This window comes from Nonomuraea sp. NPDC049695 (assembly GCF_040674955.1).
GTDB lineage: Bacteria > Actinomycetota > Actinomycetes > Streptosporangiales > Streptosporangiaceae > Nonomuraea > Nonomuraea helvata.
The window spans coordinates 13921-29614 of sequence record NZ_JBFANV010000113.1 but is presented as its reverse complement, the minus strand read 5'-3'; the positions used below and the strand labels follow the sequence as shown (position 1 = coordinate 29614).

At 69.0% G+C, this 15694-nt stretch carries 14 protein-coding genes; 9 read left to right on the top strand and 5 right to left on the bottom strand.

The genetic code is table 11. The annotated features are described in order from the left end of the window. Window positions 1–364: 364 nt before the first annotated feature. Window positions 365–1225, bottom strand: coding sequence for a RecB family exonuclease (locus tag AB0J64_RS50120; protein ID WP_364044105.1), 861 nt, complete (start codon window positions 1223–1225; stop codon window positions 365–367). Window positions 1226–1340: 115 nt separating this feature from the next. On the opposite strand from AB0J64_RS50120, the gene AB0J64_RS50115 reads away from it, so the two are divergent. From AB0J64_RS50115 to AB0J64_RS50105, 3 genes are all read left to right on the top strand, one after another. Continuing rightward, window positions 1341–2477, top strand: coding sequence for a site-2 protease family protein (locus AB0J64_RS50115; protein ID WP_364044102.1), 1137 nt, complete (start codon window positions 1341–1343; stop codon window positions 2475–2477). Window positions 2478–2822: 345 nt separating this feature from the next. Continuing rightward, window positions 2823–4346 (top strand): FHA domain-containing protein, encoded by a 1524-nt coding sequence (locus AB0J64_RS50110; RefSeq protein ID WP_364044099.1) that lies wholly within the window; start codon window positions 2823–2825, stop codon window positions 4344–4346. Window positions 4347–4397: 51 nt separating this feature from the next. Then, entirely contained in the window at window positions 4398–4799 is a 402-nt protein-coding gene (locus AB0J64_RS50105) for a hypothetical protein (RefSeq protein ID WP_364044096.1), read from the top strand. A gap of 210 nt (window positions 4800–5009) precedes the next feature. Here the strand turns inward: AB0J64_RS50105 and AB0J64_RS50100 are convergent, their stop codons facing one another. Together AB0J64_RS50100 and AB0J64_RS50095 are read right to left on the bottom strand one after the other, a co-directional pair. After that, a complete protein-coding gene (locus AB0J64_RS50100) occupies window positions 5010–5507 on the bottom strand; it encodes a hypothetical protein (protein WP_364044093.1) in 498 nt (165 codons plus the stop codon). A 177-nt stretch (window positions 5508–5684) separates the two neighbouring features. Continuing rightward, a complete protein-coding gene (locus AB0J64_RS50095) occupies window positions 5685–6776 on the bottom strand; it encodes a GNAT family protein (RefSeq protein WP_364044090.1) in 1092 nt (363 codons plus the stop codon). 55 nt (window positions 6777–6831) lie between these two features. On the opposite strand from AB0J64_RS50095, the gene AB0J64_RS50090 reads away from it, so the two are divergent. From AB0J64_RS50090 to dop, 4 genes are all read left to right on the top strand, one after another. Further along, the gene (locus AB0J64_RS50090) at window positions 6832–7683 is read left to right on the top strand and encodes a tRNA (adenine-N1)-methyltransferase (protein WP_364044087.1); all 852 of its coding nucleotides are present in this window, start codon (window positions 6832–6834) and stop codon (window positions 7681–7683) included. Between the two features lie 204 nt (window positions 7684–7887). Then, window positions 7888–9651 (top strand): proteasome ATPase, encoded by a 1764-nt coding sequence (gene arc, locus AB0J64_RS50085; protein WP_364044084.1) that lies wholly within the window; start codon window positions 7888–7890, stop codon window positions 9649–9651. A gap of 451 nt (window positions 9652–10102) precedes the next feature. After that, a complete protein-coding gene (locus AB0J64_RS50080; protein WP_364044081.1) occupies window positions 10103–11200 on the top strand; it encodes an acyltransferase in 1098 nt (365 codons plus the stop codon). 86 nt (window positions 11201–11286) lie between these two features. Further along, the gene (gene dop / locus AB0J64_RS50075; RefSeq protein WP_364044078.1) at window positions 11287–12801 is read left to right on the top strand and encodes a depupylase/deamidase Dop; all 1515 of its coding nucleotides are present in this window, start codon (window positions 11287–11289) and stop codon (window positions 12799–12801) included. A gap of 7 nt (window positions 12802–12808) precedes the next feature. On the opposite strand, the gene AB0J64_RS50070 is transcribed toward dop, so the two are convergent. Further along, window positions 12809–13213 (bottom strand): hypothetical protein, encoded by a 405-nt coding sequence (locus tag AB0J64_RS50070; RefSeq protein ID WP_364044075.1) that lies wholly within the window; start codon window positions 13211–13213, stop codon window positions 12809–12811. A gap of 146 nt (window positions 13214–13359) precedes the next feature. Here AB0J64_RS50070 and AB0J64_RS50065 point away from each other — a divergent pair, with 146 nt between their 5' ends. Together AB0J64_RS50065 and AB0J64_RS50060 are read left to right on the top strand one after the other, a co-directional pair. Continuing rightward, window positions 13360–13569: a ubiquitin-like protein Pup gene (locus tag AB0J64_RS50065; RefSeq protein ID WP_344995612.1), complete on the top strand. Its 210-nt coding sequence runs from the start codon at window positions 13360–13362 to the stop codon at window positions 13567–13569. A 262-nt stretch (window positions 13570–13831) separates the two neighbouring features. Then, the gene (locus tag AB0J64_RS50060) at window positions 13832–14599 is read left to right on the top strand and encodes an endonuclease VII domain-containing protein (RefSeq protein ID WP_364044071.1); all 768 of its coding nucleotides are present in this window, start codon (window positions 13832–13834) and stop codon (window positions 14597–14599) included. Here AB0J64_RS50060 and AB0J64_RS50055 read toward each other — a convergent pair. Then, entirely contained in the window at window positions 14572–15636 is a 1065-nt protein-coding gene (locus tag AB0J64_RS50055; protein WP_364044068.1) for a DNA polymerase IV, read from the bottom strand. The genes AB0J64_RS50060 and AB0J64_RS50055 overlap by 28 nt on opposite strands. Between the last annotated feature and the right edge of the window lie 58 nt (window positions 15637–15694).

The following is a 15694-nucleotide window of genomic DNA, read 5'->3' as shown; positions in this document are numbered from 1 at the left end:
CCGTGTCGTGGAACGTGGTCCGGTCTATGCGCACCGCTTCACTGTAGGGCCAGGTGAGAGCCCGTAACCTCCTCCCTCGGGAGGATTGCCGCCCGTACGCCCTCCACCCGCCGGTCGCCGCACGGGCTGACCCCCCGCCGCTCCGCTGCCCCCACTACGCCGGCTGCCTCACCGGCACGGCAAGTCCGTGTCCCCGGCCGGCCAGACGGCTGATGCCCAACATTCATCGGTGCGGGATGCGCCCGTCAACGGCCCGCCAGAGCGTCAGCGGCCTACTGCGGCGCCGCTGAGCACCGCACACGTTGCGGCGAGCCGCGCCGCACCGGCACTCAAAGGGGGAGTGGGCCTGTGCGCTCGTAGGGGGTCAGAGCTCGTCGGTGGCCGAGCGGCGGTGGCCGCGCACCGTGTCGCCGGGCTGGCGGTCGGGCACCGGGGGCGGGGTGCCGCCGAACTCCGGGCACAGCGCCTGGTGATCGCACCAGTCGCACAGCCGGCTCCGGCGCGCCCGCCACTCGCCCGACTCCAGCGACCGCTCGATCGCTGCCCACAACGCCATCACCTTGCGCTCGGTGGCCAGCAGGTCGGCCTCGTCCGGCGCGTACCGCAGCACCTCGCCCTGCCCGCCCAGATAGACCAGCTGCAGCAGCCGCGGCACCCGGCCGCGCAGCCGCCACAGCACCAGCGCGTAGAACTTCATCTGGAACAGCGCCTTGGCCTCGAAGTCGGGCCCCGGCGCGCTGCCCGTCTTGTAGTCGACCACCCGGACCTCGCCGGTCGGCGCCACGTCGAGCCGGTCGACGTAGCCCCGCAGCATCAGCCCGCCGTCGAGGACCGCCTCCACGTAGAGCTCGCGCTCGGCGGGCTCGAGCCGCGTCGGGTCCTCCAGCGTGAAGTAGCGCTCCAGCATGCCGCGCGCCTGCGTCAGCCACTCCGCCTGCTCGGCCTCGTCGGCGAACATCTGCGCGTACTGCGGGTCCTCGGCCAGCAGCCGCTGCCACTGCGGCTCCAGCAGCTCCATCGCCGCCTGGACCGAACGCCGCGGCGCCGGAAGGTCGTAGAGGCGCTCCAGGACCGCGTGCACCACCGTGCCGCGCACCGCCGCCTGCGACGGCTTCTCGGGGAGCTGATCGATCACCCGGAAGCGGTAGAGCAGCGGACATGTCATGAAGTCGCCCGCCCGGGACGGGGAGAGAGCTCCGATGATCACCGGTTCGGTCAACGTCATGCACCGCACTCTAGGTCAAGACCACGACAGAATGGCCTCCGCGAAACGATGATCGCTCCCTCAGGCGCGTAGCATCAAGGCAGCAACAGCACGTAATGGACGCTCGAGGAGTGCGGTGAGCGAGCAGAGCCCCCAGCAGGAATTCTCCGGTCTTCGGATGGGGAAGCCGTTCGGCATTCCGGTGTACGTCTCATGGTCGTGGTTCATCGTCGCGGTGTTCATCACCGTGATGTTCGGCCCGCGCTTCCAAGAGAGGCTGCCCGACCTCGACAACCTGGCCGCGTACGCGGTGGCGCTGGTGTTCGCGGTGCTCCTGTACGTGTCGGTGCTCCTGCACGAGCTGGCCCACAGCCTGCTCGCCAAGGGCTACGGCCTCCCGGTGCGTCGGATCACCCTCTACCTGCTCGGCGGCGTGTCGGAGATCGAGAAGGAGCCGCCCACGCCGGGCAAGGAGTTCATGGTCGCCGCCGCGGGGCCGGTGCTCTCGCTCGGCCTCGGCGGGCTCGGCCTGGCCGCCGACGTCTACGTGATCAACAGCGGCGGCATCGCCGAGGTGCTCATCTGGCAGCTGTGGGTCTCCAACCTCATCGTCGGCGTCTTCAACCTGCTGCCCGGGCTGCCGCTCGACGGCGGCAGGATGCTGCGGGCCGGCGTGTGGAAGCTCACCAACAGCCCAGGTTCCGGCACCGTCGTGGCCGCCTGGGGCGGGCGGGTGCTGGCCGTGGGGCTCGTCGTGTTCTCGATCGCCACGACGCTGGGAGCCGGCCAGGAGCTCGCCCTCACGGGTCTGGTCTGGCCGTTCGTGCTGGCCGCCTTCATCTGGCTCGGCGCCTCCCAGTCGCTGCGCGTGGCCAAGATCCGGGCGAGGATCCCGCGCGTCAACGCGCGGGCCCTGGCCCGCAGGGCGATCCCGGTGACCGCCGAGACGCCGCTGGCCGAGGCGCTGCGGCAGGCCGCCGAGCGCGGCGCGGGCGCCATCGTCGTGATCGGCCACGAGGGCGAGCCGCTCGCCATCGTCCACGAGGCCGCCGTACAGGCGACTCCCGAGCACCGCCGCCCCTGGGTGAACGTCGGCTCCGTCGCCAAGTCCCTGGAACCCGCCATGATGCTCGCGGCCGACCTGGCCGGCGAGCCGCTCATCGACGCCATGCGCGAGGCCCCGGGCAGCGAGTACCTGCTCGTGGAGCGCGGCGGCGAGATCTACGGCGTGCTCTCCACGGCGGATGTGAACCGGGTGTTCACGGGCGTCTGATTTGTCCCACTCGTTTAAGCGGCGACCCCGGGCTAGGGTCGTGTCCAGCAGTTTCGGGTGGCCCGGAGCCGACTCCGGCGATTTCTGCGATGCGACGACTGGCCGATAGTGTTCTGTTTGGCCAAACTTGCACAGTTGAGGGGTTTGTTGCGGCCCACCCTGTTCACCGAATGGAGACGAGGAGGCCGGGACACGGCCTCTTCGTCTGGGTATGCGTATGGCTGGTGGCCGGCACGGCAGTGCGGGTGCCGTAACATCGCCGGCTTCCGGGGAGGAGAGATGAGTGACCGAGCGCAGCGAGGGCACCTATGAGCAGCGCAGCGCGGTCGTCATGAGGGAGGACGCATGACCGACCAAGGCTTCGGAGTGGTGCGCCCGCTTCCTGGGGACGGGCTGGTCGCCTACGTGGGCGGGCTGCTGCTGGTCTGCGACGCCGGCGAGTCCATCGCCGACGACCTGCTCGACGCGCTGCGCGAGACGGCCGCGTCCGGCGGCGACGGCAGGGCGCTGGCCCGCCGCGCCGCGCAGGTGCTGGCGGCCAACATGGCGGGCGACCCGGCGACGTGCGCGGTCGCGGGCCCCGTGGGCGGGGGAGTGGCCGTCCTGGTCAGCGGCTCGGCCGCGGCCAACATCGCCACCCTGGGCGGTGATACGCGGCTGGCCGGCAGCGACTCGCTCACCTGGGCCGACCGGCTCGTCTCCGGCCCTGTCGAGCGGGTCGAGCTGAGCCTGCCCGGCGCCGGCAGCCCGCACCCCGCGGTCCGCCTCGAAGGCGGCGTGGTGCACGGCGGCGGCCTCATCGGCGACTTCGCCGACCAGCCCGCGGCGCCCGCCCCGTCCAGGCCCCTGACCAGCGAGATGCCCGCCACGGCCATCCACATCGAGGCCGACCTGGTCCAGCCGCCCGCGCCGGTCGAACGGCCTCCCTACCCGCTGGCCGACCAGCCGCCGGTCGTGCAGGGGGCGCCGTCGGGCCCGCAGCCCGCGCCCGTGGAGCAGCCGGCGTCCTTCGGCGCGCCGCAGGACCAGCCGCCGTTCGGCGCCCCGCAGGACCAACCCCCGTTCGGCGCCCTGCAGGACCAACCCCCGTTCGGGGGCCCGCAGGACCAACCCCCGTTCGGGGCCCCGCAGGAGCAGCCGCCGTTCGGCGCGCCGCAGGACCAGCCCCCGCCTTTCTTCCCGCCGCCGCACGAGCAGCCGCTCCCCCTGCCGGAGCAGCAGTTCCCGTCGTACGACGAGCCGCCGCCCCCCGGCAACGGCGTCCCCGACCAGCCGATTCCGCAGCCCATGGGCGCGCCCGACCACTTCGACCAGCCCGCGCCCCCCGTGCTCGGCACCCCCGACCACTTCGACCAGCCGGGCCAGCCGCCACAGGAGCAGCAGGACCACGGCGACCGCCCGCTGGTCTACGGCGTCGACTGCAAGAACGACCACTTCAACGACCCCCGCTCGCCCTACTGCGCCGTCTGCGGCATCGCGCTGGTCCAGCGCACCCTCGTCCCCTACAAGGGGCCGCGCCCGTCGCTCGGCGTCCTCATCCTCGACGACGGCACCGCGCTGCCGCTGGAGAGCGACTACCTGCTGGGCCGCGACCCGGAGCGGGCGCCCGAGGTGGCCGGCGGCAGCGCCAGGCCCGCCAAGGTGACGAGCCCGGACGGCTCCGTCTCGCGCCGCCACCTGCGGGTGGCGCTGGACGGGTGGGACGTCAACCTGGTCGACCTGGGCTCGGTCAACGGCACCCAGATCCAGCCGCCCGGTGACCCCAACTTCTACGACATCCCGCCGAACGAACCGGTCACCATCGCCCCCGGGACGACGGTCCGGGTCGGCGTCTCCCGCACCCTCCGCTTCGAGGCGCACCGGGGGTAAGACCTCTGACGAACGCCCGTGTCCCGAGCCTCGGGGCGCGGGCGTTTCCGCATGCGTACGGCTCGTGCCGCCTGCCTGCCGGGCCCGTGCGCCCAGGATCTCGCGGCCGCCGCACAGCCTGGCACCCAGCCGCCGAGCGGCCGGACCTCGAGCAGGAGCCAGGCCGACGCCGGCCCGGCCACTGACCCGCGGCCGCGCCACGTCGCGGGCGCCCCATCGGCGGCGAGTCCCGACCTCCTGGCGTACCTCAAGCACGAGCTGGGATTCCCGGCCAGGACCACCAGGCGGGCGGTGAGCAGTTCCGCGCTCGTGCGGCACTCCGAGAACCCGGCGGGCCGCCGCGTCGAGGCGGTCTGGCCGGGCGGCGAGCGCTTACGGCCGGGTGGGCGCGCGGCGTCGCTTCCTGCACGGTTCGCGACCGCGCCGCGCCCAGGCCCATCGGGCGGCCGGTGAGCGCCCCGCCTCCCGGCGTCCAGCGCCCATGCGGCACTTCCGGAGATCCGCGGGCCGCCATCTCCAGGAGCGTCGTGGCGGGAAAGTCGATCACGGGCGACGCGGGCGCGGGTGGGTTGATGAGGCGCCGCCGCACAGCCGCCCCAGCGGGCGGTCAACGGGGCAGGAAGGCTCGTACCGTACGCCGCAGGGCCGCCTCACAGCGGGTGGCTAGCGGGGCCGGAAGGCCCGTACGCCGCGCAGCAGCCGCACAGCCGCCTCCAGCCCGCTCGCCGCCTCCAGCGCCCGCCCCGCGGCCGTGGCGAAGCGGCTCAGCAGGTGCTCGTCGGCGTCCCCGAACGCCCGCCCCGCGACCCACACGAACGTGTGGTCGCGCGTCGCCAGCGGCACGGGAGCGGCGAGGAAACCCGGCTCGCCCACGGTCACGTCGTGCGCCAGCCGCACGGCCGTCGGCGACGTCGCGAGCTCCTTCAGCATCCCCGACTCGGACAGCCACCGGCGCACGCGCAGCGGATCGCCCGGAGGCCCGTGCATGTGGATCGGCTCCGCCTCCAGCCGCAGCGCGTCCACGCGCACGAACCCCGCGTAGGCCGAGCCCGTGACGGCGGCGGCGCCTCTCGCCAGCCGATCGACGAGGTCCGCGGCCTCCAGACAGGAGAACGAGGCGATGAGTTCACGCATGGCGACATCGGCACGGTTGTATGGCATCGCGGTGGTCCCTCCGGGGAGGGGGTGGGATCGCGCGGCCCGATCACGCGACCTCAAGGGCGGGTGCCCTGACTATCGCCCCCGACGCGCCCCTTGACTAGCCCTCAACCGGAAATCCTGATTTTTACCCCGAACGCCCCCAGGTTCCGCCGCGGCCACCGTAACCCCACGTCCCTGTCACGACGGCCGCAGACGCGACCACGCCACGTCGTCCGCCCGTGTCCCGTCCGCCCTCACGAACAGCTCCCGATGCACGCCCTCCCTGCTGAACCCGGAACGCTCCAGCACCCGGTGCGAGGCCGCGTTCGCCGTGTCGGTGCCGGCCACGATCCGGTGCAGGGGCGTGTTCGCGAACGCCCAGTCCACCAGCAGCGTGACCGCCCGCGTCATGAACCCCTTCCCCCGGTACTCGGGCACCAGGGAGTAACCCACCATGGCCTGCCCCAGCACCGGCACGACCTGCGCCAGCTGCACGTGCCCCGCGAACGCCCCCGAGGCCGCGTCCCTGATCGCCAGCTCGATCCGCTGACCCGAGGCCCACCAGTAGCCGGTGTACCGGCAGCGGCGCTCGTCGTCCTCCAGCGTGCTCGGCGGCCCCATGTGGTACCGCGCCACGCTCGGATCGGCCAGCATCCGGTGGTAGTCGGCCGCGTCCTCCACGGCGATCGGCGCCAGCCGCACCACCCCGTCGCTCAGCTCCCCGCCCTCGAAGAACGGCAGGTACGGCTCCGCCGCCGGCACCGCGTCCCCCTCCAGACGGGCGAAGGTGACCATGTCGACGTAGCGCCCGTCCCGCAGCCGCTTGGCGTCCCGCCGCCGCCCCTCCTCATGGAAGCCCGTCTTGTACGCCACGCGCAGGCTCGCGACGTTCTCCACCGCGGTCTGCAGCTCCACCCTGCGCACGCCGTGGTCGAACACCCAGTCGGTGACCGCCCTGACCGCCGTCCCCGCCACGTCCTTGCCCCGCTCCCACGGCGCCACCATGTAGCCGATCTCGGCCACGCCCCAGTGGTCCGGCGGCCGGACGCCGACGGAGCCGACGTACTGGCCGTTCTCCGTGATCGCGAACTCCGCGCCGCCGCCCGCCCACTTCTGCGCGGCCAGGTCGAAGTAGCCGCGCGCGTCCTCCGGCCCGAACGGCGACGGCAGCCTCGGCAGGAACCGGGCGGTCACCGGATCATCGCAGGTCCTGACGATCCCCTCGGTGTCTTCCGCCCCGGGAGGCCGCAGAATCAGGGGACCGGTCGAGATCACATCACGCGGGAGCATCCCCCATAGATACCGCGCGTCCGGAGCCACCCGAAAGCCCTATAACCTTGCGGCCATGGGTTTCCGCAGGCATGGGCCTTTCCGGGCGGGGGATCAGGTGCAGCTCACCGACCCCAAGAACAAACGCCACACGATCACGCTCAAAGAGGACGGCGTCTTCCACACCCACAAGGGCGCCATCCCGCACAGCGACCTGATCGGGCAGCCTGAAGGCTCCGTCGTGCGCTCCTCGGGGGGCACTCAATACCTCGCCTTCCGCCACCTGCTGCAGGACTACACGCTCGCCATGCCGCGCGGCGCGGCCGTCATCTACCCCAAGGACGCCTCGATGATCGTCGGCATGGCCGACATCTTCCCGGGCGCACGGGTGATCGAGGCCGGGGTCGGCTCCGGCGCGCTGACGTGCTTCCTGCTGCGCGCCGTCGGCCCCGACGGGCACGTCACCTCGTACGAGCGGCGCCAGGACTTCGCGGACGTGGCGCAGAAGAACGTCGAGAAGTTCTTCGGCGACCCCATGGACGCCAACTGGCGCCTGGTCGTCGGCGACCTCGTGGCCTCCATCGACGAGGTCGACGTCGACCGGGTGATCCTCGACATGCTCGCCCCGTGGGAGTGCGTCGACGCCGCCGCCAAGGCGCTCACGCCAGGCGGTGTGATCTGCTGTTATGTCGCCACGACCACGCAGATGTCCAAGACGGTGGAGACGATTCGCGATCACGGGTGTTTCACCGAGCCACATGCGTGGGAGACCCTGGTTCGCGACTGGCATGTCGAAGGACTCGCGGTGAGACCGGATCATCGGATGATCGGCCACACGGGGTTCCTCGTCTCCGCCCGCCGCATGGCGGACGGAGTGACACCCCCGCCGAGACGCCGTCGACCGAAGGGGACCACCGAAGAACTATGACAATTTGGCCACGGGGGTGCGTTGGTGCGTGACACGGGAACAGATTGCCGTGTTCATGTGCTGGGAGTATTAAACGCACGATTGAGGATTAATCACCGAATACTGAATGTCACTCTACGAACACTGCCCGGCCAGGTTACGGAGGGGCCCGAGATAGGTAAGGTCCTTAGTAGTCGCCCTCGACTGGGAAGGAGGTGACGGGGCGTGGCAGCTCGCGATGATGCTGAGGCTCGAGCCGCGCAGCGCGAACGGGAGGTCGCTGATCTTTCAACACAGGTCTCCTTCCTCCAGGAGGAGATCACCGCGCTGAGGCGGAAGCTGGCCGAGTCACCCCGTCAGGCCAGGGTCCTCGAAGAGCGTCTCCATGAGGCACAGGCGAATCTCGCGGCCGTGACCGGCCAGAACGAGCGCCTGGTGGCCACACTCAAGGAGGCCAGGGACCAAATCGTAGCTCTCAAGGAGGAGGTCGACCGGCTGGCGCAGCCGCCATCCGGCTTCGGCACCTTCCTCGAGGCCAGAGAAGACGGCACCATCGAGGTGTTCACCGGCGGCCGCAAGCTCCGCGTGAACGTCAGCCCTGCCGTCGACGTCGACTCGCTGCGGCGTGGCCAGGAGGTCATGCTCAACGAGGCACTCAACGTGGTCGAGGCCCTCGGCTACGAAGAGGTCGGCGAGATCGTGATGCTCAAAGAACTGCTCGACGAGGGCAAGCGGGCCCTGGTCATCTCGCACGCCGACGAAGAGCGCGTCGTGCGACTGGCCGAGTCGCTGGTCGGCCAGCCCATCAGGGCCGGCGACTCGCTCCTGCTCGAGCCCCGCTCCGGCTACGTCTACGAGCGCATACCCAAGTCCGAAGTCGAAGAGCTCGTGCTGGAGGAGGTCCCCGACATCTCCTACGAGGAGATCGGCGGCCTCGGCAGGCAGATCGAGCAGATCAGGGACGCCATCGAGCTGCCCTACCTGCACGCCGACCTGTTCCGCGAGCACAAGCTCCGGCCCCCCAAGGGCGTGCTGCTGTACGGCCCGCCCGGCTGCGGCAAGACGCTCATCGCCAAGGCCGTCGCCAACTCCCTGGCCAAGCAGGTCGCGGAGAAGACCGGCCAGTCAGGCAAGAGCTTCTTCCTCAACATCAAGGGCCCCGAGCTGCTCAACAAGTACGTCGGCGAGACCGAGCGGCACATCCGCCTGGTCTTCCAGCGCGCCCGTGAGAAGGCCTCAGAGGGCACCCCGGTGATCGTGTTCTTCGACGAGATGGACTCGATCTTCCGCACCCGAGGCTCCGGCGTGTCCTCCGACGTGGAGAACACCATCGTCCCTCAGCTGCTGTCGGAGATCGACGGCGTCGAGGGCCTGGAGAACGTCATCGTCATCGGCGCCTCCAACCGCGAAGACATGATCGACCCGGCGATCCTGCGGCCCGGCCGCCTGGACGTCAAGATCAAGATCGAGCGGCCGGACGCCGAGGCGGCCAAGGACATCTTCTCCAAGTACCTCATCGCCGACCTCCCGCTGCACCCGGACGACCTGGCGGAGCACTCCGACTCCCGCGAGGGCACCATCCAGGGCATGATCCAGAGCGTCGTCGAGCGCATGTACACCGAGAGCGAGGAAAATCGCTTCCTCGAGGTGACCTACGCCAACGGCGACAAGGAAGTCCTCTACTTCAAGGACTTCAACTCCGGCGCGATGATCCAGAACATCGTCGACCGGGGCAAGAAGATGGCCATCAAGCAGTTCCTCGAAACCGGCCAGAAGGGCCTGCGGGTGCAGCACCTGCTCACGGCCTGCGTGGACGAGTTCTCCGAGAACGAGGACCTGCCCAACACCACCAACCCCGACGACTGGGCCCGCATCTCCGGCAAGAAGGGCGAGCGGATCGTCTACATCCGCACGCTCGTCTCCGGCAAGCAGGGCACCGAAGCCGGCCGGTCCATCGACACCGTCGCCAACACCGGCCAGTACCTGTAACACCGCCCAACGGGAGGGCCTGCCACGGCCCTCCCGTTCGCGTGTCCGCACACGCACACCAAGCCCATGGCCGCGCTCGAAACGAGTGGACGCGCACGTCGAAGGCGTCCTTCACGGCGCGGGCTGCCGCCCGGCGACAGCGGTGTCAGCCTGAGCCAGGCCGCCGCCCGCCGCCGTGTCTTCAGCACCCGCCCACGGGGGCGCCGTCAGCGGCCATCTCGGGCTTCTGGAAGCCGCACAGGGCGCGGCTGGATACCGAGGCCAGGCCTCAACTCTTCGGGCACGACCGAGGCCCACAGCGGCCCCTGGAGCCCCGCCGCACGTGATCCGCCGCGTGATCGTGCAGGCAGGGCTGTTGCTCCTGAGGTTCTTGGAACCAAAGTGATCGATGTGACGTCAAAGGGGCGTGCACGCACCAAACCGGCCCAAGCATGCTCGGGGGGACGGCCGGTTGGCCGAGCTCGACCTCCTGCGCTTCCTCGCCGCCCTGGCCGTCGTCGCCTTCCACTACCTGGTCGCGTACGCGTCCGTCTGGGGAGACCGGCCCGCCGAGCTGTTCCCGGCGCTGGCGCCCATCGCGGGGTTAGGCATCCTCGGCGTCGAGCTGTTCTTCATCATCAGCGGGTTCGTCATCCTCATGACCGTCTGGGGACGCGGGCTCGGAGGGTTCGCAAGGTCCCGGTTCGTCCGCCTGTACCCCGCGTACTGGCTCAGCCTCGGCGCCGTCGCGGCCCTCTACGGGCTCACCGGCGCCAAGGCGCTCGACCCAAAACTTTCACCAGGCGAATACCTGCTGAACGCCACCATGTTCCAGCGGTTGTTCAAGGTCACCGACGCCAGCGGCGTCTACTGGTCGCTCTGGGCCGAGCTCCGCTTCTACCTGCTGATGGCCATCCTCGTGATCATCGGGGTCACGTACGGGCGCGTGCTCGCGTTCACCGGCCTCTGGCTGGTCGCCGCCCTGGCCGTCAAACTGCTCGCGGAGGCCCAGCTCTTCGACAACGAGGTCGTCCGCGAGATCGTCATGCCCGACTACGCGCCCTACTTCGCCGCCGGCATGGCCCTGTACCTCATCCACAAACACGGCAGCTCCTGGCTGCCCTGGCTCTACGTCGCCGCCGGATACGGCCTGTCCATCGACTCCGCGCTCGGCCGCGTCCACCGGCGCATCGAGGGCGCCGGGTTCAAGAACATGCCCGTCACCGACATCAGCGTCATCATCACCCTCACGTTGATCTTCGTGTTGATGTCGCTCGTCGCGCTCGGCCTGCTCAGGCTCAAAACGTCCAAAATGCTCACCGCGCTCGGCGGCACGACATACCCGCTTTACCTCCTCCATAGCGTGCTCGCAGTGGCCCTCATCCCCCTGCTCACCGGCCACCTGCCCCCCTGGGCCACCGCCACCGTGACGGTGCTGGCGTCCGTACTGGTGTCGTATCTCGTGTACTCCTTTGCCGAACGGCCCATCCAGCGGCTACTCAAGCCCCGCAGACGCACACAAACCCCATCAGCTCCCGCCGTACAGGTTGAAAAGGCGTCGGTGCCATAACTCTGTGACCCTGGGGCACTGTGAAGGGCATAGGCTCGGGCATATAAACGGCGGATAGGCAGATCCGGACGAACAGAGGATGTTGCATGACGGTGCGTCGGGTGATGGGCATCGAGACCGAGTACGGCATCTCCGTACCCGGCCAGCCAGGCGCCAACGCGATGGTGACCTCCTCGCAGGTCGTGAACGCCTACCTGGCCGCATCGGCGGCCCGCGCGCGCAGGGCACGGTGGGACTTCGAAGAGGAGAACCCACTCCGCGACGCGCGCGGCTTCGACCTCGCCAGAGAGGTCGCCGACCCCACCCAGCTCACCGACGAGGACCTCGGCCTCGCCAACGTCATCCTCACCAACGGCGCCAGGCTCTACGTCGACCACGCCCACCCCGAATACAGCTCGCCCGAATGCACCAACCCCCGGGCAGCCGTCATCTGGGACAAGGCAGGCGAGCGCGTCATGTACGACGCCGCCACCCGCGCCTCCGCCATCCCCTCCAACGCGCCCATCCAGCTCTACAAGAACAACACCGACGCCAAAGGCGCCTCCTACGGCTGCCACGAGAACTACCTCATGCGGCGCGCCACCCCCTTCGCCGACATCGTCAGGCACCTCACCCCCTTCTTCGTCTCCCGCCAGATCGTCGTCGGCGCCGGCAAAGTCGGCATCGGCCAGGACTCACGCGGCGACGGCTTCCAGATCAGCCAGCGGGCCGACTTCTTCGAAGTCGAAGTCGGCCTCGAGACCACGCTCAAGCGGCCCATCATCAACACCCGGGACGAACCGCACGCCGACCCCGAGAAGTACCGGCGACTCCACGTGATCATCGGCGACGCCAACATGTCGGAAATCTCGACATACCTGAAGCTGGGCTCCACCGCCCTCGTCCTCGCCATGATCGAAGACGGCTTCCTCACCCGCGACCTCGCCGTCGAAAACCCCGTACAAGCCCTCAGAGCCGTCTCCCACGACCCCACCTGCCGCTACGAGATCGCCATGCGCGACGGCCGCAAACTCACCGCCGTCCAGCTCCAGATGGAGTACCTCGAGCAGGCCCGCAAATACGTCGAAGAGCGCGGCACCGCCCAGGAAGAGATGAACAAAGACATCCTCGACCGCTGGGAATCCGTGCTCACCCGCCTCGCCGAAGACCCCATGCAGCTCTCCCGCGAGCTCGACTGGGTCGCCAAACTCGAACTCCTCGAAGGCTACCGCTCCCGCGACGGCCTCTCCTGGTCCCACCCCCGACTCCAACTCGTCGACCTCCAATACTCCGACATCCGCCCCGACCGCGGCCTCTACAACCGCCTCGTCGCCCGCGGACGCATGCAGCGCCTCGTCACCGAGGAAGAAGTCCAGCGCGCCGTCGAAAGCCCGCCCACCGACACCCGCGCCTACTTCCGCGGCCGCTGCCTACGCCAATACAGCGAATCCGTCGCCGCCGCATCCTGGGACTCCGTCATCTTCGACATCCCCGGCCGCGAATCCCTGCAGCGCGTGCCGACCCTCGAGCCCCTGCGCGGCACCAAAGCCCACGTCGGCGAACTCTTCGACCGCTGCCGCACCGCCGCCGACCTCGTCGCCGCCCTCACCGGCGGCGACTGACCGGTCCTCAGAGCAGCCCCACACCCAGCGTCAGCGTGCCCGCCGCCAGGCACGCCCCACCCGCCACCGTCAACCAGATCAACCTGCTCGGCTTCGTGTCACCCGGACGCACCACCGACAGGAAGAAACCCAGCGGCATCAGAATCGGCGCGGCCACGATCAACACCCGCGTCAGAGCCTTCACACCGTCCGGCAGACCCGCCTGGTCCACGTACACCATCGCCACCAGGGCGAACAGCACCAGCACGCCCGCATGGGCATGCCCGGCACGCCACAGGCCACGCCGCACGGGGTTGTCCAGGTAGCCGGGGACGTTCCGCATCAGGAACTTGAGCAGCGTGACGCCGCCGAAGGCCACACCGGGGACTGTGATGAGGAGCACACCTGCCATGCTCAGGGACTGGGGGGACATCCGAACCTCCTTGTGGGTACGGCCTCCCATATTAGATAGTTTTGCTATCTAGTCAAGACGTCAAGATCGCTGGGCGATCGGCGCGAAATGTCGCCCGGTTCGGGGAAGATATGCCTAGAGGCACGTCCCCCAAGTGGAGGTAGGACATGGCAACCAAGGACACCGGCGGCCAGAAGCAGGCCGGGCGGCGCGAGAGCGAAGTCGAGGAGACCGAGGCCTCGGCGACGCCGGACGTTCAGGAGCGGCAGGAGAAGCTCACGGACGATGTCGACGCAATTCTGGACGAAATAGACGAAGTCCTCGAAGAGAACGCAGAGGAGTTCGTGAGGAGCTATGTGCAGAAAGGCGGGCAATAAGGTTTAAAACGGACACCTGGAAAGGGGGAGTGGTGGAAACGCCGGATGGATTCAAGCGGTGTCCGGACTGTGGGGAAGAAAAAGCGGTCTCCGAGTTCGGGCTCATAAGCGCATGGCTGATGGGCTGGCGCGATACTGCAAGGTCTGTTTCCGGCGGCGTTCCACTCAGAGCTATCGGAAGCGGAAGGCCGAGCAGGGGAAAACCGTTCGGGAGGCGGTCGCAGTCCCGGGAGGGCACAAATACTGTCCCCGATGCAAAGAAGTGAAGCTCGTAACAGAGTTCGGGCGCAACCGGGCAGAGAAGTCAGGACTGACCGCTTATTGCAAACCGTGTCACAACATCGTGATGCGAGAGGAGCGGATCAAGAACCATGGCAGCACTCGTAACTACCACCTGAAGCGCCGCTACGGCATCACCGAGGACGACTTTGAGCGCATGCTCGCCCGTCAGGGCGGGCTCTGCGCCATCTGCAAGGTCGTGCCGGGCACTTTCGTCGACCACAGCCACGAGACCGGTCAGGTCCGGGGCGTTCTCTGTTTCAACTGCAATAACGGGCTGGGGCACTTCGGCGACAATCTCGTGCTGCTGGAGCTAGCGGCCCTCTATCTGGACGGGGAGATTCTCTGGCCGGATTTCGTGATCCTCCCAGAGCAGCGTGCCGCTGGCGAGGCTACGCGGATGAGGAGCTATCACCTCGCGCGGCGCTATCAATTGCGGCATGAGGATGTCGAGCGGATGATCTCGGCTCAGCATGGTTTGTGTGTGGTGTGCTGGGGTCGGCCGCCGGAGCATGTAGATCATTGTCATCGCACCGGTGATGTGCGATATGCGCTGTGCTTGCCATGCAATACCGGGATCGGGCAGTTCAGGGATGATCCGGGGGTGGTGTGGCGGGCGCTTTCGTATGTCGAGGCGTCGCTTGGGGAATTCGACGAGGTCGAGGTTTCGGAGGAGGAGTTGCGGGAGTTGATCGAGGCTGAGGAGAGGCTCCGGGCCGATTTCTACTCCAGGGCCTCGAGGGTGGGCTGATCGTCTCTGGGCGGGAGGGTGTAGTCGACGGCGACGCCGAGGAGGCGGACGGGGCGGGTGAGGTCGAAGCGGTCGAGGATGGCGAGGGCCGTTCGTTCGACGGTGGCCGGGTCCGTGGTGGCGGTGGGGAGTTTTGACTGGCGGGTGCGGGTGAGGAACGGGGAGAAGCGGACCTTGACCGATACCCGGGCGATCTGGCGGCCGGCTTCGTTGGCGTCGTGGGCCACCTGGGTGGCGAGGGTGGCGACGTGGTGGGCGATGTCGGTTCTGTCGGTGAGGTCGTGCTGGAAGGTGGTTTCGCGGCTGTGGCCGCGGGCGATCCAGGGTGTGGTGACGACTTCGGCTTCGCCTTTGCCGAGTGCGAGGTAGCGGTACCAGGGGCCGTTGGTGGGGCCGAAGTGGCGGGCCAGGTGGGCGGGGTCGGCGGCGGCGAGCTGGGCGACGGTGTGGAGGCCGAGGCCGGCGAGTTTTTTGGCGGTTCTGGCGCCGATGCCCCAGAGGGCGTCGGTGGGCCGGTGGTTCATGGTCTCGGCCCAGTTGTCGCTGGTGAGGCGGTGGATTCCGGCGGGTTTGGCGAGGCCTGAGGCGAGTTTGGCCTGGTGTTTGTTGTCGCCGATGCCGACGGAGCAGGTCAGCTGGGTGCGGGCGTGTACGGCCTGCTGGATGGCGGTGGCGAGGGTTTCGGGGTCGTCGGTGGTGGCGCCGACGAAGGCTTCGTCCCAGCCCCATACTTCGACGAGGACGGGGAATTCGCGGAGGACGGCCATGACGCGGGTGGAGGCGGCTTCGTAGGCGGGTGGGTCGCTGGGCAGGAAGATCGCTTCTGGGCAGCGTTTGAGTGCGGTGCGGAGTGGCATGCCGGAGTGGATGCCGTGTTCGCGGGCTTCGTAGGTGGCGGTGGCGGCGACGGTGCGGGGCTGGGTGGGGTCTCCTGAGCCGCCGACGACGACGGGTCTGCCGCGGAGCTCGGGGTGGCGGAGGAGCTCGACGGCGGCGATGAACTGGTCGAGGTCGACGTGGAGGATCCAGTCCCTCATGTTTCTCAGTATGTCGTGATGTGGGATCCAGGCCAGGGTGGAGCTGGGCTCTGCCTGG

Excerpts from the sequence above, each read along its gene's own strand:
- AB0J64_RS50120 (WP_364044105.1), bottom strand. The coding sequence starts at position 1,225 with ATGACGTTGACCGAACCGGTGATCATCGGAGCTCTCTCCCCGTCCCGG.
- AB0J64_RS50110 (WP_364044099.1), top strand. The coding sequence starts at position 2,823 with ATGACCGACCAAGGCTTCGGAGTGGTGCGCCCGCTTCCTGGGGACGGG.
- AB0J64_RS50105 (WP_364044096.1), top strand. The coding sequence starts at position 4,398 with ATGCGTACGGCTCGTGCCGCCTGCCTGCCGGGCCCGTGCGCCCAGGAT.
- AB0J64_RS50100 (WP_364044093.1), bottom strand. The coding sequence starts at position 5,507 with ATGCCATACAACCGTGCCGATGTCGCCATGCGTGAACTCATCGCCTCG.
- AB0J64_RS50095 (WP_364044090.1), bottom strand. The coding sequence starts at position 6,776 with ATGCTCCCGCGTGATGTGATCTCGACCGGTCCCCTGATTCTGCGGCCT.
- AB0J64_RS50090 (WP_364044087.1), top strand. The coding sequence starts at position 6,832 with ATGGGTTTCCGCAGGCATGGGCCTTTCCGGGCGGGGGATCAGGTGCAG.
- dop (WP_364044078.1), top strand. The coding sequence starts at position 11,287 with ATGACGGTGCGTCGGGTGATGGGCATCGAGACCGAGTACGGCATCTCC.
- AB0J64_RS50070 (WP_364044075.1), bottom strand. The coding sequence starts at position 13,213 with ATGTCCCCCCAGTCCCTGAGCATGGCAGGTGTGCTCCTCATCACAGTC.
- AB0J64_RS50065 (WP_344995612.1), top strand. The coding sequence starts at position 13,360 with ATGGCAACCAAGGACACCGGCGGCCAGAAGCAGGCCGGGCGGCGCGAG.
- AB0J64_RS50055 (WP_364044068.1), bottom strand. The coding sequence starts at position 15,636 with ATGAGGGACTGGATCCTCCACGTCGACCTCGACCAGTTCATCGCCGCC.